The following is a 24,333-nucleotide window of genomic DNA, read 5'->3' on the forward strand; positions in this document are numbered from 1 at the left end:
GCACGAAGAAGCGATAGCCACAGCGGCGGCGGGTCCCGAACCGGGATTCGCCGCCGCTGTCGTTTCTCAAGCGACCGGCTGGAGTTCGCGTCGATCGAAGAGTGCGAAGGCCGATTCGGCCCGGCGCGCACCACGCAGCCCGGCCCGCAGGAACAGGAAGAACAGCGCGATGAGCAGGGCGCTGCGCAGCCACACGCCGAACTGGACGATCCCCTCCATCAGCTCGACGCCCTCGCCGGCGCCCATCGAGTAGAAGTACCGGAAGACGCCGATCCCCACCGCCGCGTCGGCAACCAGATACGCCGCGACCAGCGACCACGGCACCCGAAGCAGCACCAGGAACGGAATTATCCACAGGGTGTACTGGGGTGAGTGGACCTTGTGGAAAAGCATGAATCCGCACAGCATCGCGCCGCTCACGCCCACCCACGGGAAGGGCGAAGTCGGCGTCCAGCGGCGCAGGCCGAGCCACATCGCCAGCACGAACGACGCCAGGATCAGCGCGGGCGAGGCAACGGCGACCATGTCGTGCCAGGTGGTCGTCGTCTCGGCGTCGCGGCCGAAGATCAGCTGATGTCCCCAGTACCAGATCGAGTTCGTGGTGATGTCGGCCTGGCGCATCTGCTGGAAGGTGATCGAGGCCCGCCAGCCCTCGACGCCCGCCACCACGAACGGCAGATTCACCGCGGCCACCGTGCCCATCGCCGCGAGCAGTGCCTGCGCCGCGCCCGCCACGTCCAGATCACGCACGCGCCGCGCGTCGCGCGGCGCGCCCTCGGTGAGGATGTAGACCGCCAGTGGCAGCAGGAAGATGCCCGGATAGAGCTTGAAGCAGAACCCGATGGCGAGCAGCACCGCGGCGAGGATCCCGCGGGTGCGTATCGACAGGCCGGTCAGCATGGACATCACGTAGACCGCCGCCACCGCGGTGCACACGACCGGCAGTTCCCAGTTGTGGAACGCGTACAGCACCAGTGGCGGGCCGATCGCCCACAGCAACGCGGCCGGGCCTGCCAACCGGGCCAGCATCCACGCCGTCAGCAGCGCGAACGGTGTGAGCAGCAGCGCCGAATGCCACAGGAAGTCCGCGTCGTTGGTGACCCCGATCGCGCCCGCCCACATGAGCACACCGCTGAGCACCGGATACTCCACCGCGCCGCCGGTGAGCGCGCCCTCCTCGGTGATCCCGCCGTCGACATACGGGAAAACGTGATTGTCGATATCGCGGCCGATCCAGAGGAACTGGATATCGGAATAGCAGACATCCATATCCTTGCGGACATCGAATACCTGGCTGCGACCGGTTTCATCGATCGCGCCGCCCGCGCACCGCGCCTTGTTGGCATAGGCCATCGCGAGGGTGAGCGCGCACAACAGCACGATCAGGAACGTCAGCGCCGTGGCCCGCGCCGCGCCACGTGCTGCGCGCTGCTGTGGGTCGGCAGTGGTCATATCGACCACATTATGCGGCGCCGCCGCGATCCAGGGGCGCACCCGCGGAGTAGATCGATTTCGCTGCTCAGTGCCCGCTCATGTAGCCTTACCGGGTTGCTGACGCAACGAACCCTCCTGCCATGGAAAGTCCATGGCCGTTTCCTAGTCCACAGGAGGTGATTGGTCCGTGCGTCATTATGAAGTGATGGTCATCCTCGACCCGAGCCTGGACGAGCGCATCGTCGGGCAGTCCCTGGATAACCTGCTCAACGTCGTCAAGACCGAGGGCGGCAAGGTCGACAAGGTCGACATCTGGGGCCGCCGCCGGCTCGCCTACGAGATCGCCAAGCAGGCCGAAGGCATCTACGCGGTCGTCGAACTGACCGCGACCCCGGCCACCGTGAGCGAGCTCGATCGCCAGCTGGGCCTGAACGAGACGGTGCTGCGCACCAAGGTTCTGCGCAACGACAAGTAGTCCGCAGAGCGAACTCTCGTTTTCGTCGGTGCCTATCTTTAGGCTCTAGCGCGACAGCGAGACGCGGACTGCACCCCGAGCAGGAGGAACCCCCATGGCAGGCGACACGGTCATCACCGTCATCGGAAACTTGACGGCAGACCCTGAGCTTCGTTTCACGCCCGCGGGCGCAGCGGTGGCGAATTTCACCGTCGCTTCGACTCCCCGCGTGTTCGATCGCAATTCGAACGAATGGAAAGACGGCGAGGCCCTGTTCCTGCGCTGCAACATCTGGCGTGAAGCAGCGGAGAACGTCGCCGAGAGCCTGACCCGAGGCGCTCGCGTGATCGTGAGCGGACGGCTCAAGCAGCGCTCCTACGAAACCCGCGAGGGTGAGAAGCGCACGGTCGTCGAACTCGAGGTCGACGAGGTCGGCCCCTCGCTGCGCTACGCGACTGCCAAGGTCTCCAAGGCAGGTCGCGGTGGCGGAGGCGGTGGCTTCGGTGGCGGTTCCGGCAATGCCGGTGGTGGTGCAAGCGCAGGCGGCTACAACGCCAACAGTGGCGGCGGACAGTCGGGCGGCGGAAACGCAGGCAACGACGATCCGTGGGGTAGCGCGCCCGCGGCCGGCTCCTTCGGGGGCGGCGGCCGCATGGATGACGAACCGCCGTTCTGAGGAACGGCACTCATAGTACGGAGAGAAGACCATGCCTAAAGCGCCCGCGCGCGAAAAGGTGCTGAAGAAGAAGGCTTGCACTTTCTGCAAGGAGAGCAAGTCCGGAATCGTCAATATCGATTACAAGGACACCACGCTGCTGCGTAAGTACGTCAGCGATCGCGGCAAGATCCGCGCCCGCCGCGTCACCGGCAACTGCGTCCAGCACCAGCGTGATATCGCTGTCGCCGTCAAGAACTCGCGTGAGGTGGCCCTGCTGCCTTACGTGTCGACCGCTCGCTGAGAAAGGGAGTCAGACAGATGAAGCTCATCCTCACCGCTGATGTCGACAACCTCGGTGCCCCGGGCGATCTCGTCGAGGTCAAGGACGGCTACGGCCGCAACTACCTGCTGCCCCGCGGTCTGGCCATCGTGGCCACCCGTGGCGCCCAGAAGCAGGTCGAGGGCATCCGCCGGGCGCAGGACGCCCGCAAGGTGCGCGACCTCGATCACGCCAACGAGCTGAAGCAGGCCATCGAGGGCCTTGACTCGGTCTCGCTGGCCGTGAAGACCGCCGACAGCGGCAAGCTGTTCGGTTCGGTCACCACCGCCGATGTCGCCGCCGCCATCAAGGCTGCCGGTGGCCCCGTGGTGGACAAGCGCAGCATCGAGCTGCCGAAGTCGCACATCAAGGCGACCGGCAAGCACGGCATCGTGGTGCACCTGCACCCCGATGTGGCTGCCAAGTTCAACCTCGAGGTTGCCGCGAACTGAGTTCGCTGAGAACCACCCCCGTGTTCGACATGGGGGTGGTTTCTCGTTGCCTTTTCACGGCTGAAATCGCGATAACTGGACGATAGCCGGAGATTGCTCCCCTGCAGGTCACCCCCGGCGGCCGACGGTCCGCAATTCGCTGACCTCCGGTTATTCAGCCTGTGGATGATTGCCGAAACCGACCGGCAGATTTGTGACTCTCGTCATAGCGTGCACTATCGCTGTTTACCCAACACGCCCGGCCGTTCACCTTGACCGACACGCCGGGACTTCTTTCATCCACAGGTGGAGAGTTGGGTAAAAGGGGGCCTAGCAGGGCGTTCCACCGCACTGACCTGGGTTTTCCCCACGTTTTCCACAGGAGCTGCACAACACTGGGTGAACTACCCCCAAGTTATCCACAGTTGTGTGCACATATGGGGTTGGCGGCGCCCCGAAACGTCGCCTAGGTTCGTCGCATTGCCCTGCGCGCGACCCCGGGAATCACGCAGGCAACCGATTGCTGACATCCGTGTCGGTGCCCGGGAGTACAACGAGTTCATCGATGTGAAACCCCCGGTTCTGCGGGCAGAGAGGACGGTCGATTCTGGTGACCACCACCGGTGACCGCGCGCATACGGACTTCCCGCCCGAACCCCCCGGCGAGGACTTCGGCCGCCAGCCCCCGCACGACATGGCCGCGGAGCAGTCCGTCCTCGGCGGCATGCTGCTGAGCAAGGACGCCATCGCCGACGTGGTCGAGGTGCTGCGCCCCGGCGACTTCTACCGTCCCGCCCACCAGGCCGTCTACGACACCATCCTCGACCTGTACGGCCGCGGCGAACCCGCCGACCCCGTCACCGTCGCCGCCGGTCTCGACCGCCGCGGCGAACTCAAGCGCATCGGCGGCCCGCCCTACCTGGTCACCCTCACCCAGACCGTCCCGACGGCCGCCAACGCCGGTTTCTACGCCGAGATCGTCGCCGAGAAGGCCATCCTGCGACGCCTCGTCGAAGCGGGCACCCGCATCGTCCAGTTCGGCTACGCGGGCGCCGACGGCCAGGACGTCGCCGAGGTGGTCGACCGCGCCCAGGCCGAGATCTACGAGGTCACCGAGCGCCGCACCACCGAGGATTTCACCCCGCTGGAAGAACTCCTCCAGCCCACCATGGACGAAATCGACTCCATCGCCTCCCGCGGCGGCATCTCCCTCGGCGTCCCCACCGGCTTCACCGAACTCGACGAACTCACCAACGGCCTCCACGCGGGCCAGATGATCATCGTCGCGGCCCGACCTGGTGTGGGTAAGGCGCTGGCGCTCGATACGCCGCTGCCCACGCCTCACGGGTGGACCACGATGGGTGAGATTCAGGTCGGCGACGAACTGCTCGACGCCGACGGTCGCCCCACCCGGGTGGTCGCGGCGACCGAGGTCATGACCGACCGGCCCTGCTACGAAGTCGAATTCTCCGATGGGACAGTGCTCGTCGCCGACGAGCAGCACCAGTGGCTCACCGATACCCGTGAGTCCCGGCGTTCCGCACAGGAAGCGGCCGCGGGCCGACCGCGGCGCAATCCGGCTACGGCCGGGGTTCGCACCACCGCCGAGATCGCGAACACCCTGCGCTGCGCCACAGCGGACCGGCGCCTCAACCATTCGGTCACCAACACTCGGCCGCTGCAGCTGCCCGCACGCGATCTGCTGGTACCGCCGTACACCCTCGGCGCCTGGCTGGGCGACGGCACCTCCGCGGCCACGCAGCTCACGTGCTTCGACCCGGAGATCGTGGCACGGATCGAGGGTGAAGGCATCGTCGCTGTGCCCTCGCCGTCTGCCCACGGCCGCTACCAACTGACGCTGCCCGCTCCCGAACCGGTACAGGCCCGTAGCTGCGTGGTGTGCGGCGCCGAATTCGTGCCCTTCACCAGCGAGGTACGCACGTGCGGTCGCTCCTGCGGCGGGAAGGCACGATTCGTTTCCGAGCCCGTCGCGGCGCCGACCTGCGCCCACTGCGGCGGTGCGTCGATCGGCCTGCGGCTGTGCCAGACGTGCCGGAACTCGGTGGGCAGTGTGCAGGCGAGGCTGCGCACCCTCGCGGTACTGGGCGACAAGCACATCCCGACCGAGTACCTGCGCGCCTCCGAAGCGCAGCGGCGCGCGCTGCTGGGCGGACTCCTCGACACCGACGGGACCGTCACCCACGGAGGGTCCGTGCAGTTCGCGGTCACCGACGAACGCCTGTTCCGCGACGTCGAAGAACTCGTCGTCGGCCTCGGCTACCGCTGTGGGGTCACCACGAAGCGGGTGCGCGGCCGGTCCGAGAAGTCGTCGACCTGCTACACCCTCACCTTCGCCACCGATGACGAGGTCTTCGGGCTGTACCGGAAAGCGCTGCTGCACAAGGAGCGTCGCGCCGCAAGCAACACCGCGCGGTCGAATTCCCGCTACATCGTGGATGTCCGGCAGATCGAGTCGGTGCCGGTGCGCTGCGTCGAGGTCGACAACGCCGACCACCTTTATCTGGCCGGCCGCTCCATGGTGCCGACCCACAACTCCACGCTGGGCATGGATTTCATGCGGAGTTGCTCGATCAAGCATGGGATGGCGAGTGTCATCTTCTCGCTCGAGATGAGCCGGACCGAGATCGTGATGCGCCTGCTCTCTGCCGAGGCGAAGATCAAGCTCGGTGATATGCGCTCCGGCCGGATGAGTGATGACGACTGGACCAAGCTGGCTCGGCGGATGAGCGAGATCAGTGAGGCGCCGTTGTTCGTCGACGATTCGCCGAACTTGACCATGATGGAGATTCGGGCGAAGGCGCGGCGGCTCAAGCAGCGCCATGATCTGAAACTCGTTGTGGTGGACTACCTCCAGCTGATGAGCTCGGGTAAGAAGGTCGAATCCCGGCAGCAGGAAGTCTCGGAATTCTCGCGACATCTCAAGCTGCTCGCCAAGGAACTCGAAGTTCCGGTGATCGCGATCTCGCAGCTGAACCGTGGTCCGGAACAGCGAACCGACAAGCGGCCCATGGTGTCCGACCTCCGCGAGTCCGGCTCGCTGGAGCAGGACGCCGACATGGTCATCCTGCTGCACCGCCCCGACGCCTTCGAACGCGACGACCCCCGCGGCGGCGAGGCCGACCTCATCGTCGGCAAGCACCGTAACGGCCCCACCGCCACCATCACCGTCGCCCACCAGCTGCACCTGAGCCGGTTCGTGGACATGGCCAGGGGCTGAGTCGTCGAGAAGGAGCTCACGCGGGACGAACACCACACATTCGGGTGATCGGCGCCGATCAGCTTGTCGAGTTCGGTGCGCGCCCGCTCGGCGGTCATCCGGTCGATCTGCTCGGCCATCTCGACGATCGCCATCGAGTGCGTCGAAATCGATGGTCATCGGCGCATTCTGACACGCCCGCCCGACGAGCTACGTCACCGTGAAGTCGGCCATCATCGCCATGTCCTCGTGTTCGAGATTGTGGCAGTGCAGCATGAACGGGCCGGGGTAGTCGGTGAAGCGGACCGCTACCTCGACGGCTTCGGCGGGGCGGACGTCGACGGTGTCTTTCCAGCCTGCGTCGAAGGGGCCGGGTGGGCGGTTATTCCGGGAGATGACCTGGAACGGGTCGAGGTGGACGTGTACCGGGTGGTGGAAATCGGTGATGAAGCGCCAGATTTCGACGGTGCCCAGGCGTGGGTTCGCCAAGGCACGACCGGGCTCGTAGGGCGTGCCGTTGATCGACCATCCGGCCGGGCCCAACTGGAACAGGAAGGTGCGTTCGGCGACGGCAGCAGCCGGATCCAGGCGCTCCACGGGGGCGAGCTGATCGGGGACGGTGGTGTCATCGCGGCGCAGTGGGCCGGTGACGTCGAAGCGCATGATGTCGGCAGCCGGGCCGGTGTCGAGGGCGTTGCGTAAGCGGACCGATGTGCCGGATGGGTACGCGCTGAAGTCGATGATCACGTCGAAACGTTCAGCGGGGGAGATGTCGATGTGGTTGTGGCGGATCGGCTGGTCGAGCAAGCCCCCGTCACTGCCTATCTGTACGAAACCGATTCCAGGAGTGCCGGGTTCGAGAGTGAGCCGGTAGCGGCGTGCGTTGGAAGCATTGAGCAACCGGAATCGGTAGCGCACCGGCGACACCTCTAGTCGCGGCCACGGTGCGCCGTTGACGAGCACCACATCACCGAGGACCCCGTTCATATAGGGGTCGGTGACACCGGGTGTGTGCATGTCCGGGTCGATCAGCGGGTAGACGAACGAGCCGTCGGCGGCGAAGGAGCGGTCGCTGATGAGCAGGGGAATGTCACGGTCACCGCGCGGTAGCGGCAGGGCGTCTTCGATGTCGTCGCCGATCAGATGGAATCCGGCCAGGCCGCGCCAGACTGCCGGGCCGGTGAAGCTGTGCCGGTGGTCGTGATACCAGAGCGATGCGGCGCGTTGACGGTTCGGATACAGGTAGGTGCGTTCGCCGTAGCCGGGCGCGGCCGTCGTGCCGGTAGCGCCGTGGCCGTGGCTCTGCTGGGGTGCGCTGGTCGTGCCGATCGGCAGGATCAGGTCCATCGGGTAGCCGTCGCTGTCGGCGGGTGTGTGCCCGCCATGCAGGTGCACCACCGTCGGGTGGGGCAGTTCGTTGCGGTGGCGCACCGAGGTTGCCCGTCCGGATCGCGCCCGGATAGTCGGTCCGGGAAAGGTTCCGTGATAGGTCCACGCTTCGGTGCGCAGACCGGGCAGGATGTCGAGCTGCGCTGTGCGCTGGACGATTTCGTAGTAGTCGGTGGTTGCATCGGAGTGGACCGGAGCCAGCTCCGTCGGAACGGGTAGCCGCGCCTCGAACGGCCGGGGGAGCGGTGCGGCGCTGGGCATCAGAAGCCCCGGCTCACCTGGCCGCACGATCCGCGGCACCGCCGCCCAGCCCGCGGCGCCGAGGGCGACAGCACCGACTCCCGCGCGCAGGAATCCTCGCCTGCTGATGCTCATCGCTGCCACCGCCACGCCCAGCTCACCAGGAGTGCCGTGCCGATGGTCAATCCCACCGCGAGCGGAATGTGAATCGCCAGCACACGTTCCGTGCCGAGCGGGATCAGCGCCCCCGCGATCGACAACTGAATGACCGCGGCCCGGGCGGGCCACGCGGGGCCACCGCCCCTGCGCCACAGCAGCACCGCGCACCCGAGCTGAACTCCGAACACCAGTGCCACCAGGCCGCCGTTGCGGCTGTGCATCGCCAAGGCCTCGAAGTGTCCGGCCAGGAAACCGCCGGCCAGGGCGGCCTGGGCGAAGACCAGCACCGCCGCGGTCGTCACGATTGCCCGGAACAGCGGTAGCGGCCACCGGGAGACATTGCCGATGGGGGTACGCATCGGAGCTCCTGTCAGGGATGGAAGGAAAGGATTCGTCCGATGCTCAGTTGGCGACGGAGATGACCTGGCCGATCGAGGCCGGATCGCCGGCGGCGTCGAGCATCGCCGTGGCGAGATTGGCCCGGCCGATCTGGAAGCCACCCAAGACATTGCGGTCCACCGCGCTGCGATAGCGACCCTTGCCCTGCCCGTCGGTCAGCCGGCCGGCGCGCACGACCGTCCAATCCAGGTGCGAATTGCGCAGGTGCAGTTCGGCGTCGGCCATATCGGCAAGCGCGCCTCGCAGCAGCGGGCGCAGGATCAGCGGTTTGACGACGAAGCGGGTGAACGAGTCGTCGCCGGGTCCAGGGGCCATGGCGCTGTTGCTGACCATGACCAACCGGCCGCGGGCGCCGAGTGCGGCGATCAGCGCGCGGATGCTGTCGGCGCAGACGCTGGTCGGTGCACGCATCTCGCGACCACCGATAGCCGTGAGGACGGCATCGCGGCCTGCCACAGCATCGCGAAGGTCGTCGGCGTTCATCGGATCGGCAGTGACAAGGTCGACTCGGGCACGAAGGTCGCCGGGCATTTTCGCGGGGTCTCGAACAACGGCCGTCACGTCATGACCGGCCGCCAGTGCCTGGTGGACGATCTCGGTACCTGTGCCGCCGTTCGCGCCGAGCACGGTGATCTTCATGAGTTTCTCCTCGCTAGGGGTTAGTGAATATTTACTAACCCCTATGATGGTGAGCGTTCACTAACCTGTCAAGAGGAGAAGCTTTGATGAGTGCGCGGGAACGGATCCTCGACGCGGCCGCGGAAGCCATGCGGACGCGAGGTGTGGCAGGAACCACCACCAAGGAGATCGCCAGAGTGGCCGGCTGTTCGGAGCCGTTGATCTACAAGTACTTTCGCGACAAGGACGAGCTGCTCAAGTTTGTTCTGAGCGAGCGCATGCCGGCCTTCTCCGGTGCGCCGACCCCGGGCGAGGCAACGGTGGAAGCCAATCTGATCGACGTCGCGCACGGCGGCCTGCGGTTCTATCAGCGAGGTTTCCCGATGATGGCCTCGATCGCGTCGCAGCCCACACTCATGGCCGCCACCCGTGACGGCATGCGCAAGTACGACGCCGGTCCCCATGCTGTCGTCGAGAACTTGGCGCAGTACCTGCGCGCCGAGCAGGGCCTGGGGCGGGTCGCGGCCGACGCGGACCCCGACGCCGTGGCCGCGCTCCTGATGGGCGCCTGCTTCCAGCAGGGATTCCTGCGCTACGTCGCCGACGACCCCGAAGCTCCCCGGTCCGCCGCCGAGGCCCTGGTGCGCCCACTGCTGGCGCACTTGGATCCGACTCCGAACTGAGCCGAAGCCTCCACGGCCGGGCTGCGCGAAGTCCTCGATTTCACACCTGCGCATTGCGCTGGGGCGGCATTGGACCTGCTCTGCGACATCGGGTCGTGACGCGCTGCCACGTCACGACCCCGGCAATCGGTATCAGTCGACGACGGCGTAGGCCTCCACCTCGACCAGGACGTCGGGTTCGAAGAGGTAGTCGACGCCGATCGCGGACAGGGGTGGGAGCGGGTCGGGCAGGGCGAGTTCTTCGGCGACCTGGTTGATGCCGTCGAGGAAGTCGGCGTATTTGTCGGGGGTCCAGTTGGTGACGAAGAAGCGGAGGCGGACGACGTCGGCGAAGGTGGCGCCCGCGCCGGCCAGGCCGCGGGCGGTGTTGCGGAGGGACTGGGCGAGCTGGCCCGCGAGGTCGCCCTCGGCTACCCGGTTGCCATCGGCGTCGCGAGCGATCTGACCGGCGACGTGGACGTGGCGCGTGCCGGTGCTGATCGAAACATGGTGGTACGGAACGGGGCCGAACATGTTCGGCGGGGTGATGAGCTGCACGGTCATGGGTGGTTCCCTTCACGATCGGACTAGGTATCCGATGTATACGTGGTATTCGAAGGGCACTTCAACGAGACTAGGTGTCATGCAGGAAACCGACGCGGTCCCCCAGCTCACCGCGCAGCACCGTGAGTTGCTCGATCAGATGCTCGACAAGTGGTCGCTGCAGATCATGGAGGCGCTCTGCGATCAGCCGTTGCGTTTCAACGAACTCCGCAGAGCGATACCGGTGGTGACCCAGAAATCGCTCACCGCGGCGCTGCGGCGACTGGAACGCAATGGGATGGTGGAGCGGGTGGTCACCCAGACCCGGCCTGTCGCCGTCGAATACCGCATCTCCCCGATCGGGAAAACCCTGCAGGGGCTCATCGACGCGCTGCTGCTCTGGACCACCGACACCTTGCCCGAGGTGGAGCAGGCTCGCGCCCGGTTCGACGACTTACAGCTGGAAGAGGCCCGATCGCAGTGAGGCTGGTGATCAGCGCGGGGCGAGACGGTGCACGAAACGCGTGCGACAGAGACCCGGTGCCGAACTTGAGAATGTTACGGCCGTCCTCCGCCTTGAGGGCGCGCACCACGTCGACGATATCCCCTGGCAGGGCGCTCCAGCTTCTGAATCGTCTGGCTGATCCGACGTTCCAGCATGCATATCCCATTCGTGCGGCGCTGGCTACGGTCAGGCGGGCCAGGTGAATTCGGGGTCGGTGAGGTAGTCCTGGCGGCGGGCGTCGAGGGCCATGGCGACCATCTGATGCGCGCCGGGTCCGATGATCTTGCGCAGCGGCGGGTTCGGGTCGTCGACGAGGGCGAGCAAGCCGGCGGCGGCGACTTCCGGTGCGGCTTCGACCCATTCGCTTTCGGCCGCTGGTTCGGTCGCTGCTTCCGCAGCGGCCGGGGACAGGGCGGACATGTCCGGGTAGTCCGGCATGCCGAGAATGGATTCGCGGACCGCGGAATAGGCCGGGATGCCGTCGGCGAACTTCATGCTCGACTTGGCCCAGTCGGTGTCGAAGCCGCCCATCTGGGCGAGGGTGACCTTGATGCCGAAGGGGCGCAGTTCGTCGGCGAGGGAGGCGCTGAAGCCCTCGAGGGCCCACTTACCGGCGTTGTACATGCTGAACAGCGGCAGGGAGCCGACCGCGCCGACCGTCGAGATCTGCACGATGTGACCGGACGCCTGCGCGCGCAGGTACGGAAGCGCGGCCTGTGAAACCCACAGGGCACCATAGAAATTGGTGTCCATCTGGTCGCGGATCTGAGTTTCGGTCAGTTCCTCGAGCGCGCCGACGAGTCCGTAGCCGGCATTGTTGACGAGGACGTCGATGCGGCCGGTGACGTCGAATGCCTTGGCCACCGTGGCGAATACCTGATCACGGTCACGCACGTCGAGGGGCAGCACCGTGAGTCGCGCATCGGCGAGGTCGGACATGGTGTGTGGGTCGCGAGCGGTCGCGACGACGGTGTCGCCTGCGGCCAGGGCCGCGACGGTGAACGCGCGGCCGAGACCGCGATTGGCGCCGGTGATGAACCAGGTTCTGGGCATAAGCGCTCCTCCAGCTATGAAACGAGACGTTGCGTCTCGCTTATGGAGAGGACTCTGCACCATGTCGGCGCGATTGTCAATACGAGACGTGTCGTCTTGTTGAAACCAAGGGCGCCATGGTTCTCGACGCATTGCCGGCGAAAGAGCCGAGGGGCCTACGCGGATTCGCCTAGGGATCGCCGACTGCCTGCGGTGTCCTGCGGGCGCCGCGACAGTTCGGCCCGCATCTGCAGGAATCGGAACAGCCCCGGCCTGCCGATGACGGCTTCGTAGCGGTCGACGACCTCGTCCACGAAGTCGGGGACGTCGGCGGCGGGCAAGCGGGCTGTCCAGTCCGCGAACCCGACCGTGCACCACCGGGCGAAGGCCTCGCGGGTGCCGAAGTCCCATTCGCGGTCGGTCACGGATCGCGCGGTGAGTTCGAGGTCTGCGCGCGCCGCGATCGCGGTCAGCGCGCCGGGTTCGATATGCGTGTAGGGGCGCGTGAAATCGGCGAATGCCGCCGACCACCGCGCGTCGCCGGTGACCGCCATCGCGATGTCCTCGACGCTCGGGCGCGGTCCGGCGCAGACATACTGCACGAGCACCCGTCCGCCGGGTGCGAGGGCCGCGGCGATGTGCCGGTAGGCGGTTTCCTGATCGACCACCCAGTGCAGGGCGTTGAACGAAACGACGAGGTCGAACTCGCGGGCGAAGGTCATGGTCGTGACATCGCCGACCTGGAAGTCGACATTCGTGAGCTGGTCGTCGGCCGTGCGGGCGACCTCGATCATCCGCGGTGACGGGTCGACGCCGAGCACGGAACCGCCGGGCACCCGCGCCGCGATCAGGCGCGTCACATAGCCGTCGCCACAACCGACATCGAGCACGCGCTCGGCACCCGCGACCGTGACGGACTCCACCGCGTCCGTCGCCATCGCCCGCTGGAGTGCGCTGATGTCGGCGTAGCCCGCGCCGTCCCAGTCCGCCATCGGCTACGACCCGCCCTGCGGCGGAACATCTTTCTTCACCGGCGGCGCGTCGTTCGGGGCGAGGTACGCGCCGATCTTGCGGAACAGCGCGTCACCGCCGTTCGAGTAGCCGCCCGAGGAGCTGAACGCCTGGGGCAGGAAGGTGACGGCGACCGCGATCGCGATCTTCCGCGACGGCAGGTAGGCGTTGACCGCGGCACCGCCGAAGAACAGTGGGTTCTGGTAGGACCAGTCGCCGGTGAGCCACAGGCCGAGACCATAGGTCTGGAAATCGTCGAGCGGCCTGCAGTTGACGCAACCGGGGACCGTTGTCGTCTTGCCGCGCAGGTCCGTGGTCGTCATCGCCCGGTACGACTCCTCGGACAGCAGTTCGCCGCTGCCGATGGCGACGGCACTGCGCTCCAGGTCGTAGATGTCGCTCGTCTGGATCGCACCATGGCTGATCGTCCACGACGGATTCCAGTAGGTCGATTCCTCGTAGAACGGGACGTCGGGCGCCAATTCGAAGTACTCGCGTCGTTCCGAGGTGAACGAGTGCAGGACCGGGTCGGGGATATAGGGCGTGAGGTTCGGCACGGTGTTCTTCAGGTCGAGCGGGCCGAGGACCCTCTCCTGCAAGGCATCCGCGAGCGATTTGCCCGTGACCTTCTCCAGCGCCAACCCGAGGAGTACGTAGTTGGTGTGCGCGTAGGCCCAGTTGGTTCCCGGCTCGAACCACAGGGGGTCGTTGATCGCGAGCGCGAGTTGCTCCTCGGTGGTCCACGCCTTGTACGGATCCGCGAAAGCGATCTCCGCGAATTTCTCGTTCCCGAGCACGAAATCGTGATAGCCCGAGGTCATCTGGGCCAGCTGGCGCAGGTTCACGCGGTCGGCTTCGGGAGTGCCGGGCAGGTATTTCGAGAGCTTGTCGTCGAGGCTCAGTTTCCGCTCGTCGGCCAGGATCAGCAGCAGGGTCGACACATAGGAGATCGCGACCGCGCCGTTGCGGAAATGCATGTCGGTGGTGGCGGGCACGCCCGCCATGGACTCGCCCCTGGCCGCGGTGACGATCTCTTCGCCGTCGACCGTCACGCGCACGATCACCGACTTCAGGTGCGCTTCCGCCATGTAATCGTCGACGATCCGCATGATGGCCTCGGCTTTCGCCGGGTCATCACTGGAGAACGTCGGGTGCGCGCCCGAGGTCGAGCTCGAATCCTTCGCAGTGTCGTTCGACGAACATGCCGCCGCCAGGAGGCCCAGCGCGCAGACGAACACCAGAACGTTCCGAGAAACGGACATTGGTCACCTTCCTGGTTACCTGGAAAATCCGACTGCCCTGGTGTCCTCCGAAATGTCGATCGAGCGAATGGCCAATCCTATGGCGACCTCGCCGAGTCGTCGGGAAACCGCGCGGCGTGGTGTCAGCGGGTGCGTCAGGTGCGTGTCAGGTCGGTGTCAGGCCGGCTCGTGAAAGTAGTCGCTATCACGAAGGACGAACCGAAGGGGTGATCGCGACATGACCGCGCAGCACACGAACCACACCGAATCCGAGAACACCGCGTGGAGCGGCATGGTGGCCGTCGACGATACGGCGCTGGCCGTCACCGACAGCGGTGGTGACGGGATCCCGGTGGTCTACCTCAACGGGCAGTTCGCCACCCAGGGGTACTGGCGCAAGACCATTGCCGAGCTCGGGCCGGAGTTCCGGCACATCACCTACGACGAGCGGGCGCGTGGCAGGAAGTCGAAGCTGTCCGCCGACTACTCCTTCGAGGCCGCTGTCCGTGATGTCGACGCGGTGCTCGCGGCACGGGGCGTGGACCGGGCGCTGGTGGTCGGCTGGTCCTACGGCGCGGTCGTCGGGGCGCATTGGGCCGAACGGAATCCGGAACGGGCCATCGGTGCGGTTCTCGTCGACGGCGCGTTTCCGTACGACTGGCTCGACGATGCCATGGAGCAGCGGATTCGCACGCTGTTCAAGCGGTTGAGCTGGTTCATGCCGTTGCTGCGTCCGACCGGGTTGGCCCCGCGGATGACCGCGGCGCAGCAGGCCGAGAGCAATATCGAGCTCGGCCAGCTCTCCCGTTCCAGCGAGCTGGGTCCGGTGCTGGACGGGATCACCGTCCCGGTGCGGTATGTGGTCGCCTCGGGCACGTCGTTCGGTAGCAAGCGCGACGAGCAGGAGAAGATCCGCAGCGGCCTCGATGCGGCGACCACCCGCAACCCGAATGTCCGCATCGGCGCTAAGGTGCCCAGCAATCACGGTGCCATCCTGCGCAAGGACTTCCGGGCCATCGCCGACTCGGTGCGCGAAGTCGCGGGACTCGACCAGGCACGGAAGTAAGAAGGATAGGAGGCGAGCATGACTGCGCTGCTGCATGACCGGTTCGACGAGTTGCGGAATACCTTGCCGCACATCCGGCTCGGTTCGGGACCGACCACGGTGCGCGAGCTTTCCGGGCTTTCCGCGGGGTCAACGCAGTTATGGCTCAAGGACGATGGGCTTTTCGGAGACGGAGGGTGGGGTGGAAACAAGGTCCGCAAGCTCGAATGGCTGATCCCCGATGCGCTGCGGCGGGGACGGCGGACGATCTTCACTGTCGGTGGGCTAGGGACGAATTGGGGACTCGCTACCGCGTTGTACGCGAAGGAGTATGGGCTGAAGACGGCGCTGGCGCTCGTCGATCAGCCGGTCGACGAGCATGTCCGTGCTCAGCTCGAGCGGCTCGAGCACAGCGGTGCCACACTGCATTTCACTCATACGAAGGCGCGCACGATCGCGGCTGTCCCCTACCTTCTCGCGAGGCATTCGGCAGGCGGCAAGCTTCCGTATCTGCTGCCCGCGGGCGGGTCGTCGACGGTCGGCGTGCTCGGCTATGTCGAGGCGGCGTTGGAGCTGGCCGATCAGGTCGCCGCGGGTGTGGTGCCGGAGCCGACCCATGTCGTCACCGCGATCGGATCGGGCGGGACCGCGGCCGGGCTGCTGCTCGGACTCGAGCTCGCGGGGTTATCGACCCGGGTGGTCGGGGTGGTCGTCAACGATCAGCTCCGGCTGGATGCCACCACCCTGCTACGGTCCGCGCGACGGACCGAGGCGCTGCTGCGCAAGCGTGGCGCTCCCCTGCCGCGGCTCGAGCTCGCACCCGACCGGCTGGTCCTCGTCGAGGACCAGCTCGGCGCGGGCTACGGTCACCCCACCGAGCAGGGCGAGCGTGCCCGCGCACTCGCCGCCGACGCCGGGCTGATCCTCGAGCCCGTCTATACCGCGAAGGCCATGGCGGCGACCCTCGCCCTCGATGCCGGCGGTGAGCTGGGCACCGGTCCTGTCGTCTTCCTGAACACCAACGGACCCCGTGACGGTTCCGCCTTCACCGGTGGTAGCCAGATACGGCGGTAATACTGTTACGCTGGGAAATTGGCGATAGCCGGGGTCGCGGAGAACGAAGCGGATCGCCAAGGCCGGGCGGTCGAGTTGCCGAGAGGTCGCCACTGTAACCTCCCCGGCTATGACCACGATCACAGCTGCGGTACCTGCAGATGACACTGTGGGACCGGACACGTCGCGCAGGGAGCCGCACTTTATTGGCCGGTTGAGTTCGTTCAGACCCCGGATGGCACACGCATCGTTGATTGTTACCGCAGTGGTGGCGGTCAATTCGTTTCAAATGTCTTTCGCCGCACTACATGATCTATCGATACGAAATCTGGTACCGCCCGAACTCGCGGCGAACGTGCCGATAGCCATAGTCGGGTTGGTCGCCGCTTCCATCATCGCCACCGCCTCGTTCTCGCAGTGGAGCGCGGGCTGGTGGTACGCGACCGTGTTGTTCGCCTTCTCGACCTTGATTTCTGTTTCCGGAAATATCCAGTACGCCAACGAGATCGGTGGCGGTGTCGTGTCGATGTCGATCTACGCCGGCATGCCGTTGACGATGCTGTTCGCCGTGCATCTCACGCTGATGCTCTGGGAACGCGGCCGACAGGTCTCGGCTGAATGTGGCGCCGAGGCCGCGGAACCAGAGCCCCCCGTCGCACCCGTCGAGGTGGAGGTGGAGGTGCCGAAGGTCTACCCGCTCGACAACACCGGGCCACTGTTCACCAGACGGCAGGCCACCGGTGTCGGATCGCCGCACTGGCCGACGTCCGTGGATGTCATCGACGGACCCCAGTTCACTACGACCGGAATACGTTTCTGACGATGCACGCCGCTCGACGTTCGCACTCACCCCACCACCACTCGAGGGAGCAGAAAATGGCGATGACAGTGTGGCAGGACCAAGGTTTGGAGCAGTTTCGGGAACTCGCGATCCGCTTGGCTTCGATCATCCAGAGCAGCCTGGATCGATCGGGTTCTATGACCCAGCTCACCGAAGCGATCGGCAACGCGGAAGCATTCACCGATCTGATGATCGAATACTCCGGACGCTGGTTCATCGAGACCGGTGGTCGCTCGACCCTGATGGGGCCGGAACTGTTCTGGATGCTGTCCGAGCCGGGACCACGACGCGTCGCCGCGGCCGGAGTACGCGGTCAGGAAACATCTGCCGAACCCGAGCTCAGCGGCGGGCAACGTGGTCGTAAATTGTTGTTGATCTGTGTTTTCGAAGCGCTCGCGCACACCCAATGGCTGCCCGAGGGTATGGCGGACCATCCGGTGACGAACGGAAGCGGAATAGGCTGACCTACCACCGAGAATCCGCCCACCCCGGAGACGTTCCGGTAGCCGAATGTTTCCGGGCTGGGAGGTAGGACCGGTCGGCCGGACCCGGCGGCCAGGCCGGGTGCCCCAGGAACCAGGGGCGATAGTTCCTGTTCGCGGCAGTAACGATCTTGCTGGGTGGGACGACAAAGGTCGTGACAAACGGCCCGTCGGGGGGCCTGCCCACCTGTAGGTCATTCGAACGGGATCAGAATATGAAACTGCGCGAGTTCCTTGCGAAACATCGCATCGCTTCGGCTGTCGCCGCACCGGCGGCGCTGGGTGTCGCGGCCATCGTCGCCGCGTCGTTCGCGGTGACGTCGCAGCCCGAGTCGCCCACCTACCAGCTGACCACCTCGGTCACCGAGTGCCGCGAGATGGTCACCATCTCGGTGGCCGGTCGCAACGACACCCCGGTCGAGGGCACCACGGCGATGCTGCTCGACGCCAACGGCAACCCGCTGCCCGCGGCGCTGTCGGGCGATCACAGCAGCGTCTGGGTCGACCCGGTGGTGAACGCGCCGCGCGACGACCTGGCCGAGGGCCAGTACGCGGCGATCTACATCGCCTACCCGGCGGACATGCGGACCTACGAGGACGCGGTCAACCAGGGCGTCGCCAACACCCAGCAGGTGATGCGTGAGATCTCCGCCGCCTGCCCGGACACCAAGTTCTCCATCGTCGGCTACAGCGAGGGCGCCGACGTGGTGCGCCGCGTCGCGGAGGGGATCGGCAACGACAACCCCGCCGACGGCTACTCGGTCGTCGATCCCGACGACGTGCTCGGCGTGGTGATGTTCGCCGACGCCGGTCGCAAGGCGGGCGACGGCACCTTCATCGGCGCCGAGGACCCGTTCGCCAATCCGGACGGCTTCGACCAGAAGTACCAGGACGGCACCAAGCCGATCTCGGGACAGGGCGTGACCACCGGCGGCGGCTTCGGCGCGCTCAACGGCAAGATCGCCTCGTTCTGCTCCGAGGGCGACCTCACCTGCGCGGCGCCGGAGAACATCTCCCTGCTGCAGCTGGCCGCCAATGTCGGCAGGCAGATCAACGTCGACGACCTGCAGCGCGACGGCCTGACCCCGGCCACCGGCCAGGACATGGCCTTCACGCTCGGCCGGATCGCGATGGCGGCCTTCTCCGACATCGCCGCCAATCCGAACTGGATGGCCAGCGACGAGACCTTCCTCGACGTGCTGCTGAAGGTGTCGGATCCGGACTACAAGCCGGGCGAGACCAAGGCGCCCGCCAAGGTCGACACCATCGCCGGTGAGCAGATCTCGCCGCTGGCGTACCTGCCGCAGAAGGTGTTCAACGAGATCGTCGGGCTGATCGTGACGAACCAGAACACCATCCCCGTGGCGATGAGCGATCCGTACCAGCTGACCCTCGGCCCGAACGGTACCGGTCATCACTTCGACTACTGGCGTGACTCCGACACCGCCAACGGCAAGCCGCTGACCTCCGCCGAGTACGCGGCGGCGTGGCTGACCCACCTGGCCAAGCAGGCGCAGGCGGGCGAGAAGGTGGACACCAAGGCGGCGCCCACCGATGACGATGTGACCGCCGCGCTGGCCGCGCCGACGAAGCCGGCCACGACCACCACCGCGGTGGCGCCGAGCACCACGACGGCGAAGTCGACGACAACGGCCAAGACGTCGTCGCCGACCACCACATCGACGACGGGCACGAGCACGACCACCTCGACCACGACGGTCGCCCCGTCCACGACGACGCCGTCGACAACGACGCCCGCTCCGGCTCAGGAACCGGCGACGAACCAGGCCGCGGCGCCCGAGCCGACGACCACGACGGCGGCGCCCGCACCGACCACCACCACGGTGGCGCCGACCACGACCGTCGAGCCGACGACCACCACCCCGGCTCCGACGAACTGATCGAGACCGAACAATCCCCGGTGGGCCATGCTGCCCACCGGGGATTGTCGTTTCTCAGCAGCTGTCGGCGGGTGCGGGCAATCTGTCCTGGACCCGGGTGGCACTCCGGGTACCGATGATCGAACCGATGACGACCAGCGGGAACCCGATCGCCATGCCGATCGTCAGCGGTTCGCCGAGGGCCGCCACGCCGAGGACGATCGCGACCGCCGGATTGACGTAGGTGATGACGGTGGCGCGCGCCGGTCCGACCTCGGCGATGAGCGCGAAGAAGACGAGAAACGCGGTGGCCGTGCAGATCACGGCGAGACCGAGGACCGACCAGGCGGCGTCGGCGGGGATGTGCGCAGGCCAGGACACGGCGGTGAACGGGGTGTAGACCAGCGCGGCCAGCAGCAGCGACGCGGTGACGACGCCGAGTGCGGGCAGGTCGGCGAGGGTGCGATCGTAGATGATCGGGCCGATCGCGTAGCCGACCGTGGTGACCGCGACGGCGGCCAGCGCCGCCGGGTCGGTCAGGTCGAGATCGAGGCCGACAAGTGCTGCGACACCGGCGAAGCCGATCAGCAGGCCGATTGTGCGGCGTCCGTCGAAACGGTCGTGGCCGAGTAACGTCACGATGACGATGGCGATCAGCGGAACCGCGGCGACGAGCAAGCCGACGGTCGAGCTGTGCAGTGTCTGCTCGGCGTAACCGAGCAGCACCCACGGCCCGATGATCTCGATCGCGGTGTAGGCGAGCAACATTCGCCAGCGGGCGGCGACGCCGCGGAAGGCGTTGGTGTACAGGGCGATCGGCAACAGGATCAGGCCGCCGATCGCGGTTCGCCCGAAGGCGACCACCACCGGATCGATGCTCTCGACCGCGATGCGGATCATCGCGTACGGCACGCCCCAGATCACGCCGAGCGCCAGAAACAGCACCCACCCGCGCTTACTCACAGCTCACCACCAATTCGATCCCGCGACGAGATTCGTCCTCGCGCAGTTCATCCTATGATTTGGCAGAGCCCCGGCCGCGAGTGGCGCGAGTGACATCTTTCGTCGATATCCGGCCAAACCAGCAGGACGGCCGACACCTCCCCGCCGACGACACTCCGCGCGACATCGCCAGGCAACGCGCCGATCATGATGACTGTGCGGTGCCTCGGTGCAATGATCGGCGGGTGACTCAGTGGCTCCCACTCCTCGGTTCGCTCGTCGTCGCCGCCGCAGTTCTGGTCGGTGTCATCGCCAACAACCGCACCCACCGCGACGGCATCGCCGCGGCCGACGAGCGCGGCAGGCAGGCACTCGACGCAGCGCAGCGCAATGTCGAGCTGTCGAACATGGTGGGTGACCAGCGCGATCACGAGGCATGGCGCCGGGAGGCCGTGCTCGCCGCGGTCGCCTCGATCCTGGAGACCTCGGCCTCGGTGCGCGCCGATCTGACCAGCTGCGGGGAATGGGATCTCGTCACCGTGGAGGAGATCGACAGCGTCGGCGCGCAGATCCACAAGGTGATCTGGGATCGCCCGAACGGCATGCTGACTCGATTGCGGGTCGTGGCGCACCGCCGGATTCCGAACAAGTGCGAAGACCTACTGCGCACCCTCACCGCCGCCCAGCACATCACCATGCAGCGGCTGAAGCTGCACATCGATGTGGAGGCCACGGTCGAGGAGCTCGAGGAGATGGCCTCGCTGTGGCAGAAGGCGATGCGCCATGCCGCCGAGCAGGAGCGGGCGCTGGTGGAGACGACCCGGATCGAACTCGGCATCGACATCGCCACGAAAGGCCCTGCGGTCCCGCCGGTTCCGGCGCCCGCGCAGCCGGTGGCCGAGCCGGTCGACGAGACCCCTGTCGTCGAAACCCCGGTCGAGGAAGCGGCTTTCGAGCAGGAAGCCGAGGCGCAGACCGCCGAGCTGCGCGCGACCGAGGTCGTCGAGGACGTGGTCGAGGCGCGGCAGGCCGAGCCGGCCAAGGTCTGACCGCAGCCGAACCGCTTCTTTCCGCCGCGCGGCTGAATGGTGTGACCCGTTCAGCTGACGCGACATCGAACGCCCGGGTAACTTGGAGGGCGGCACGCGACGCGTCGCGTTGCCGACCCGACAGCGTGGTCGATTGTCTGAAGACTTGCACCGAACCACTCTCGTCAGGGGGCGATTTGTGATGGAGTTCATCGCGCCGTTGGATGCGCTGTTCCTGCTCGCGGAATCCCGTGAGCACCCGATGCATGTGGGCTCACTGCAATTGTTCGAGCCGCCCGAGGACGCGGGGCCGGACTATCTGCGCGAGTTCCGCGACACCCTGCTCGCCGACAACACCTGCAGGCCGACTTTCCGCAAGCGGCCCGCCACCTGGCTCGGCGCGCCCCAGCTGGCCTGGACCCAGGACCAGGAGGTCGACCTGGACTATCACGTCCAGCGCAGCGCGTTACCAGCGCCGGGCCGGATGGGTCAGCTGCTCGACCACGCCTCGAAGCTGCACAGCGCCCTGCTCGACCGGCATCGCCCGATGTGGGAGGTGCACTTCGTCGAGGGCCTGGCCGACGGCCGGTTCGCGCTGTACTCGAAGATGCACCACTCGCTGATCGACGGCGTCTCCGCGCAGCGGCTGCTGCGGCGCACGCTCACCACCGATCCGTTCGCGACCGAGATCAAGACGCCGTGGAACCTGCCGCGCAAGCAGCGAACGGACCAGCCGCGCGACCACCGATCCCGGCTGGGCGGGCTGCTCGGCAACCTCGGCTCGGCGGGTTCGTCGACCGCCGCGCTGATGCGGGCGACCCGCACCGGCCTGCTGCAGCAGCAGCTGACGCTGCCGTTCGAGGCGCCGCGCACGCTGTTCAACGTGCCGATCGGCGGTGCGCGCAAGTGCGTGGTGCGCAGCTGGTCGATGGACCGGGTCAAGCAGGTGAAGAAGGCGACCGGCACCACCGTCAACGATGTGGTGCTGGCGATGTCGGCGGGCGCGCTGCGCGCCTACCTGCTCGAACGCGACGCCCTGCCGGACAAGCCGATGATCGCGATGGTGCCGATGTCGCTGCGCGACGAGGACGACACCGACACCCAGGGCGTGAAGATCGCGGCGCTGCTGTGCAATCTGGGCACCGATGTCGCCGATCCGCTGGAGCGGCTGCGGGTGGTGAGCGAGTCGACGCGGCGCAACAAGGAGGTCTACCGCTCGCTGACGCCCGCCCAGACGCTCGCGGTCGCCGGGGTGATGCTGAGCCCGATGGCGGCGATGCTGCTGCCCGGTTTCGCCTCGATGGCGACGCCGCCGTTCAACATCGTCATCTCGAACGTGCCGGGCGCGCGGGAGCCGCTGTACTGGAACGGGTCGCGGCTCGACGCGAGCTACCCGCTGTCGATCCCGCTGGACGGCCAGGCCGTCAACATCACCCTCACCTCCAACGGCGACAACCTCGATTTCGGACTGGTCGGCTGCCGCCGCACCCTGCCCGACCTGCATCGACTCCTCGATCACCTGGAGGACTCGCTGGCCGAGCTGGAGGCCGCGGCCGTCTGAAATTTGCCCTTATCGAACAAACTAGAACGTGTTACAGTTCGGTATGCGTACCGAATTCTGCGAACAACTCGGCATCGAGTTCCCCATCTTCGCCTTCACGCACTGCCGCGATGTCGTGGCAGCGGTGAGCAACGCGGGCGGACTCGGCGTGCTCGGCGCCGTCGGCTTCACCGCCGAACAGCTCGAAGTGGAGCTGGCCTGGCTCGACGAGCATGTCAACGGCATCTACGGCGTCGACCTGGTGATCCCGTCGAAGTACGAGGGCAAGGGCGTGGAAGGCCTGAGCCCCGAGCAGCTGGAGAAGCAGCTGGCGCAGATGGTTCCGCAGGGCCATCGCGACTTCGCCCAGAAGATCCTGGCCGACCACGGCGTGCCGGCGCTGCCCGACGGTGAGCACCACAACGAGCTGCTCGGCTGGACCGCGACCACCGCGGGCCCGCAGGTCGACGTGATCCTCGATCACCCGAAGGCGAAGCTGGTCGCGAACGCGCTCGGCACTCCGCCCGAGGACGTCGTCAAGCGCATCCAGGACTCCGGCCGCGTGATCGGCGCCCTCTGTGGTTCGGTCAAGCACGCGATGAACCACAAGGCGGCCGGGCTGGACTTCGTGGTGTGCCAGGGCACCGAGGGCGGCGGGCACTGTGGCGAGGTGTCGTCGCTGGTGCTGTGGCCGCAGGTCATCGATGCCATCGGCGATACGCCGGTGCTGGCCGCCGGCGGTATCGGCAACGGCGCGCAGGTCGCGGCGGCGCTGGCGATGGGCGCGGCGGGCGCGTGGACCGGCTCGCTGTGGCTGACCGTCGAGGAGGCCAATGTGCCGCCTGCCCAGATGGACACCTACCTCGAGGCCACCAGCCACGACACCATCCGCTCGCGCTCCTGGACCGGCAAGCCGTGCCGCATGCTGCGCAACGACTGGACCGACGCGTGGGAGGACACCGAGAACCCCGATCCGCTGCCGATGCCGCTGCAGATGATGGTCGCCCTCGACGGCGTGAAGCGCGGGCATCGCTACCCCGAGGCCGCCAAGGACGTGAACTTCAATCCGGTCGGCCAGGTCGTCGGCATGATGAACAAGATCGAGCGCAGTGCCGATGTGGTCAACCGGTTGGTCGAGGAGTACGTCACCGCGTACGACCGGCTGACCAAGCTCAACGGCTGACCCACCGTAACCGGCCGTCGCGGCCGT

Annotated in this window: 24 protein-coding genes and 1 pseudogene; 15 read left to right on the forward strand and 10 right to left on the reverse strand. The window is 66.8% G+C overall.

Annotated features, from left to right (window positions below; translation table 11 throughout):
* Positions 1–66: 66 nt before the first annotated feature.
* Entirely contained in the window at positions 67–1,452 is a 1,386-nt protein-coding gene (locus tag ACWF9G_RS12725) for a glycosyltransferase family 87 protein (RefSeq protein ID WP_452515285.1), read from the reverse strand.
* A gap of 169 nt (positions 1,453–1,621) precedes the next feature.
* Here ACWF9G_RS12725 and rpsF point away from each other — a divergent pair, with 169 nt between their 5' ends.
* The 5 genes from rpsF to dnaB all read left to right on the forward strand — a co-directional run bounded on the left by rpsF (position 1,622) and on the right by dnaB (position 6,534).
* Positions 1,622–1,909, forward strand: a complete 288-nt coding sequence (rpsF, locus tag ACWF9G_RS12730; protein WP_022565973.1) for a 30S ribosomal protein S6 — start codon at positions 1,622–1,624, stop codon at positions 1,907–1,909.
* Positions 1,910–2,003: 94 nt separating this feature from the next.
* Positions 2,004–2,564 carry a single-stranded DNA-binding protein gene (locus tag ACWF9G_RS12735; protein WP_019050000.1) on the forward strand — a complete coding sequence of 187 codons (561 nt, stop codon included), beginning with the start codon at positions 2,004–2,006 and terminating at the stop codon, positions 2,562–2,564.
* Positions 2,565–2,595: 31 nt separating this feature from the next.
* Entirely contained in the window at positions 2,596–2,847 is a 252-nt protein-coding gene (gene rpsR / locus ACWF9G_RS12740) for a 30S ribosomal protein S18 (RefSeq protein ID WP_019050001.1), read from the forward strand.
* Positions 2,848–2,864: 17 nt separating this feature from the next.
* Entirely contained in the window at positions 2,865–3,317 is a 453-nt protein-coding gene (rplI, locus tag ACWF9G_RS12745; RefSeq protein ID WP_189031508.1) for a 50S ribosomal protein L9, read from the forward strand.
* Between the two features lie 589 nt (positions 3,318–3,906).
* Positions 3,907–6,534 (forward strand): replicative DNA helicase, encoded by a 2,628-nt coding sequence (gene dnaB / locus ACWF9G_RS12750; RefSeq protein WP_452515287.1) that lies wholly within the window; start codon positions 3,907–3,909, stop codon positions 6,532–6,534.
* A 47-nt stretch (positions 6,535–6,581) separates the two neighbouring features.
* Here dnaB and ACWF9G_RS12755 read toward each other — a convergent pair.
* The 4 genes and pseudogenes from ACWF9G_RS12755 to ACWF9G_RS12770 form a co-directional block, all read right to left on the reverse strand.
* Positions 6,582–6,668: pseudogene (locus ACWF9G_RS12755) on the reverse strand (hypothetical protein); the annotation flags it as partial.
* A 55-nt stretch (positions 6,669–6,723) separates the two neighbouring features.
* Entirely contained in the window at positions 6,724–8,277 is a 1,554-nt protein-coding gene (locus ACWF9G_RS12760; protein WP_452515289.1) for a multicopper oxidase family protein, read from the reverse strand.
* Positions 8,274–8,660 (reverse strand): hypothetical protein, encoded by a 387-nt coding sequence (locus tag ACWF9G_RS12765; RefSeq protein ID WP_452515291.1) that lies wholly within the window; start codon positions 8,658–8,660, stop codon positions 8,274–8,276. The genes ACWF9G_RS12760 and ACWF9G_RS12765 overlap by 4 nt, the downstream gene beginning before the upstream one ends.
* A gap of 43 nt (positions 8,661–8,703) precedes the next feature.
* Complete coding sequence (locus tag ACWF9G_RS12770; protein ID WP_452515292.1) at positions 8,704–9,339, reverse strand: NAD(P)-dependent oxidoreductase; 636 nt, start codon at positions 9,337–9,339, stop codon at positions 8,704–8,706.
* Positions 9,340–9,425: 86 nt separating this feature from the next.
* Here ACWF9G_RS12770 and ACWF9G_RS12775 point away from each other — a divergent pair, with 86 nt between their 5' ends.
* Entirely contained in the window at positions 9,426–10,001 is a 576-nt protein-coding gene (locus tag ACWF9G_RS12775) for a TetR/AcrR family transcriptional regulator (protein WP_452515294.1), read from the forward strand.
* Between the two features lie 132 nt (positions 10,002–10,133).
* Here the strand turns inward: ACWF9G_RS12775 and ACWF9G_RS12780 are convergent, their stop codons facing one another.
* Positions 10,134–10,544 carry a RidA family protein gene (locus ACWF9G_RS12780; protein WP_379306749.1) on the reverse strand — a complete coding sequence of 137 codons (411 nt, stop codon included), beginning with the start codon at positions 10,542–10,544 and terminating at the stop codon, positions 10,134–10,136.
* A 79-nt stretch (positions 10,545–10,623) separates the two neighbouring features.
* Here ACWF9G_RS12780 and ACWF9G_RS12785 point away from each other — a divergent pair, with 79 nt between their 5' ends.
* Positions 10,624–11,007 (forward strand): winged helix-turn-helix transcriptional regulator, encoded by a 384-nt coding sequence (locus ACWF9G_RS12785; protein WP_452515296.1) that lies wholly within the window; start codon positions 10,624–10,626, stop codon positions 11,005–11,007.
* A 207-nt stretch (positions 11,008–11,214) separates the two neighbouring features.
* On the opposite strand, the gene ACWF9G_RS12790 is transcribed toward ACWF9G_RS12785, so the two are convergent.
* The 3 genes from ACWF9G_RS12790 to ACWF9G_RS12800 all read right to left on the reverse strand — a co-directional run bounded on the left by ACWF9G_RS12790 (position 11,215) and on the right by ACWF9G_RS12800 (position 14,333).
* Complete coding sequence (locus ACWF9G_RS12790) at positions 11,215–12,081, reverse strand: SDR family NAD(P)-dependent oxidoreductase (protein ID WP_452515298.1); 867 nt, start codon at positions 12,079–12,081, stop codon at positions 11,215–11,217.
* Positions 12,082–12,236: 155 nt separating this feature from the next.
* Positions 12,237–13,052, reverse strand: coding sequence for a class I SAM-dependent methyltransferase (locus tag ACWF9G_RS12795; RefSeq protein WP_452515299.1), 816 nt, complete (start codon positions 13,050–13,052; stop codon positions 12,237–12,239).
* A gap of 3 nt (positions 13,053–13,055) precedes the next feature.
* Positions 13,056–14,333: a serine hydrolase domain-containing protein gene (locus tag ACWF9G_RS12800; RefSeq protein WP_452515301.1), complete on the reverse strand. Its 1,278-nt coding sequence runs from the start codon at positions 14,331–14,333 to the stop codon at positions 13,056–13,058.
* A gap of 217 nt (positions 14,334–14,550) precedes the next feature.
* Between ACWF9G_RS12800 and ACWF9G_RS12805 the strand changes: the two genes are divergently transcribed.
* The 5 genes from ACWF9G_RS12805 to ACWF9G_RS12825 all read left to right on the forward strand — a co-directional run bounded on the left by ACWF9G_RS12805 (position 14,551) and on the right by ACWF9G_RS12825 (position 19,634).
* On the forward strand, positions 14,551–15,378 hold the full coding sequence (locus tag ACWF9G_RS12805; protein ID WP_452515303.1) for an alpha/beta fold hydrolase: 828 nt from the start codon (positions 14,551–14,553) through the stop codon (positions 15,376–15,378).
* A gap of 18 nt (positions 15,379–15,396) precedes the next feature.
* Positions 15,397–16,431 (forward strand): 1-aminocyclopropane-1-carboxylate deaminase/D-cysteine desulfhydrase, encoded by a 1,035-nt coding sequence (locus tag ACWF9G_RS12810; RefSeq protein WP_452515305.1) that lies wholly within the window; start codon positions 15,397–15,399, stop codon positions 16,429–16,431.
* 109 nt (positions 16,432–16,540) lie between these two features.
* On the forward strand, positions 16,541–17,230 hold the full coding sequence (locus ACWF9G_RS12815) for a DUF2637 domain-containing protein (protein WP_452515307.1): 690 nt from the start codon (positions 16,541–16,543) through the stop codon (positions 17,228–17,230).
* 56 nt (positions 17,231–17,286) lie between these two features.
* Complete coding sequence (locus ACWF9G_RS12820) at positions 17,287–17,715, forward strand: hypothetical protein (RefSeq protein WP_379306769.1); 429 nt, start codon at positions 17,287–17,289, stop codon at positions 17,713–17,715.
* 233 nt (positions 17,716–17,948) lie between these two features.
* Complete coding sequence (locus ACWF9G_RS12825) at positions 17,949–19,634, forward strand: cutinase family protein (protein WP_452515308.1); 1,686 nt, start codon at positions 17,949–17,951, stop codon at positions 19,632–19,634.
* 54 nt (positions 19,635–19,688) lie between these two features.
* Here the strand turns inward: ACWF9G_RS12825 and ACWF9G_RS12830 are convergent, their stop codons facing one another.
* On the reverse strand, positions 19,689–20,576 hold the full coding sequence (locus ACWF9G_RS12830) for a DMT family transporter (RefSeq protein WP_452515310.1): 888 nt from the start codon (positions 20,574–20,576) through the stop codon (positions 19,689–19,691).
* A 224-nt stretch (positions 20,577–20,800) separates the two neighbouring features.
* Between ACWF9G_RS12830 and ACWF9G_RS12835 the strand changes: the two genes are divergently transcribed.
* From ACWF9G_RS12835 to ACWF9G_RS12845, 3 genes are all read left to right on the forward strand, one after another.
* The gene (locus ACWF9G_RS12835; protein ID WP_379306775.1) at positions 20,801–21,604 is read left to right on the forward strand and encodes a hypothetical protein; all 804 of its coding nucleotides are present in this window, start codon (positions 20,801–20,803) and stop codon (positions 21,602–21,604) included.
* Between the two features lie 181 nt (positions 21,605–21,785).
* A complete protein-coding gene (locus tag ACWF9G_RS12840; protein ID WP_379306850.1) occupies positions 21,786–23,144 on the forward strand; it encodes a WS/DGAT/MGAT family O-acyltransferase in 1,359 nt (452 codons plus the stop codon).
* Positions 23,145–23,187: 43 nt separating this feature from the next.
* Positions 23,188–24,306 (forward strand): NAD(P)H-dependent flavin oxidoreductase, encoded by a 1,119-nt coding sequence (locus ACWF9G_RS12845; protein ID WP_452515312.1) that lies wholly within the window; start codon positions 23,188–23,190, stop codon positions 24,304–24,306.
* Positions 24,307–24,333: the final 27 nt, after the last annotated feature.

Source organism: Nocardia sp. NPDC055029, assembly GCF_053608525.1.

Coding starts and splice junctions, on each gene's coding strand:
- ACWF9G_RS12725 (WP_452515285.1), bottom strand. CDS start 1,452: ATGACCACTGCCGACCCACAGCAGCGCGCAGCACGTGGCGCGGCGCGG.
- ACWF9G_RS12735 (WP_019050000.1), top strand. CDS start 2,004: ATGGCAGGCGACACGGTCATCACCGTCATCGGAAACTTGACGGCAGAC.
- rpsR (WP_019050001.1), top strand. CDS start 2,596: ATGCCTAAAGCGCCCGCGCGCGAAAAGGTGCTGAAGAAGAAGGCTTGC.
- rplI (WP_189031508.1), top strand. CDS start 2,865: ATGAAGCTCATCCTCACCGCTGATGTCGACAACCTCGGTGCCCCGGGC.
- ACWF9G_RS12760 (WP_452515289.1), bottom strand. CDS start 8,277: ATGAGCATCAGCAGGCGAGGATTCCTGCGCGCGGGAGTCGGTGCTGTC.
- ACWF9G_RS12765 (WP_452515291.1), bottom strand. CDS start 8,660: ATGCGTACCCCCATCGGCAATGTCTCCCGGTGGCCGCTACCGCTGTTC.
- ACWF9G_RS12770 (WP_452515292.1), bottom strand. CDS start 9,339: ATGAAGATCACCGTGCTCGGCGCGAACGGCGGCACAGGTACCGAGATC.
- ACWF9G_RS12775 (WP_452515294.1), top strand. CDS start 9,426: ATGAGTGCGCGGGAACGGATCCTCGACGCGGCCGCGGAAGCCATGCGG.
- ACWF9G_RS12780 (WP_379306749.1), bottom strand. CDS start 10,544: ATGACCGTGCAGCTCATCACCCCGCCGAACATGTTCGGCCCCGTTCCG.
- ACWF9G_RS12785 (WP_452515296.1), top strand. CDS start 10,624: ATGCAGGAAACCGACGCGGTCCCCCAGCTCACCGCGCAGCACCGTGAG.
- ACWF9G_RS12790 (WP_452515298.1), bottom strand. CDS start 12,081: ATGCCCAGAACCTGGTTCATCACCGGCGCCAATCGCGGTCTCGGCCGC.
- ACWF9G_RS12795 (WP_452515299.1), bottom strand. CDS start 13,052: ATGGCGGACTGGGACGGCGCGGGCTACGCCGACATCAGCGCACTCCAG.
- ACWF9G_RS12800 (WP_452515301.1), bottom strand. CDS start 14,333: ATGTCCGTTTCTCGGAACGTTCTGGTGTTCGTCTGCGCGCTGGGCCTC.
- ACWF9G_RS12805 (WP_452515303.1), top strand. CDS start 14,551: ATGACCGCGCAGCACACGAACCACACCGAATCCGAGAACACCGCGTGG.
- ACWF9G_RS12810 (WP_452515305.1), top strand. CDS start 15,397: ATGACTGCGCTGCTGCATGACCGGTTCGACGAGTTGCGGAATACCTTG.
- ACWF9G_RS12815 (WP_452515307.1), top strand. CDS start 16,541: ATGACCACGATCACAGCTGCGGTACCTGCAGATGACACTGTGGGACCG.
- ACWF9G_RS12820 (WP_379306769.1), top strand. CDS start 17,287: ATGGCGATGACAGTGTGGCAGGACCAAGGTTTGGAGCAGTTTCGGGAA.
- ACWF9G_RS12825 (WP_452515308.1), top strand. CDS start 17,949: ATGAAACTGCGCGAGTTCCTTGCGAAACATCGCATCGCTTCGGCTGTC.
- ACWF9G_RS12840 (WP_379306850.1), top strand. CDS start 21,786: ATGGAGTTCATCGCGCCGTTGGATGCGCTGTTCCTGCTCGCGGAATCC.
- ACWF9G_RS12845 (WP_452515312.1), top strand. CDS start 23,188: ATGCGTACCGAATTCTGCGAACAACTCGGCATCGAGTTCCCCATCTTC.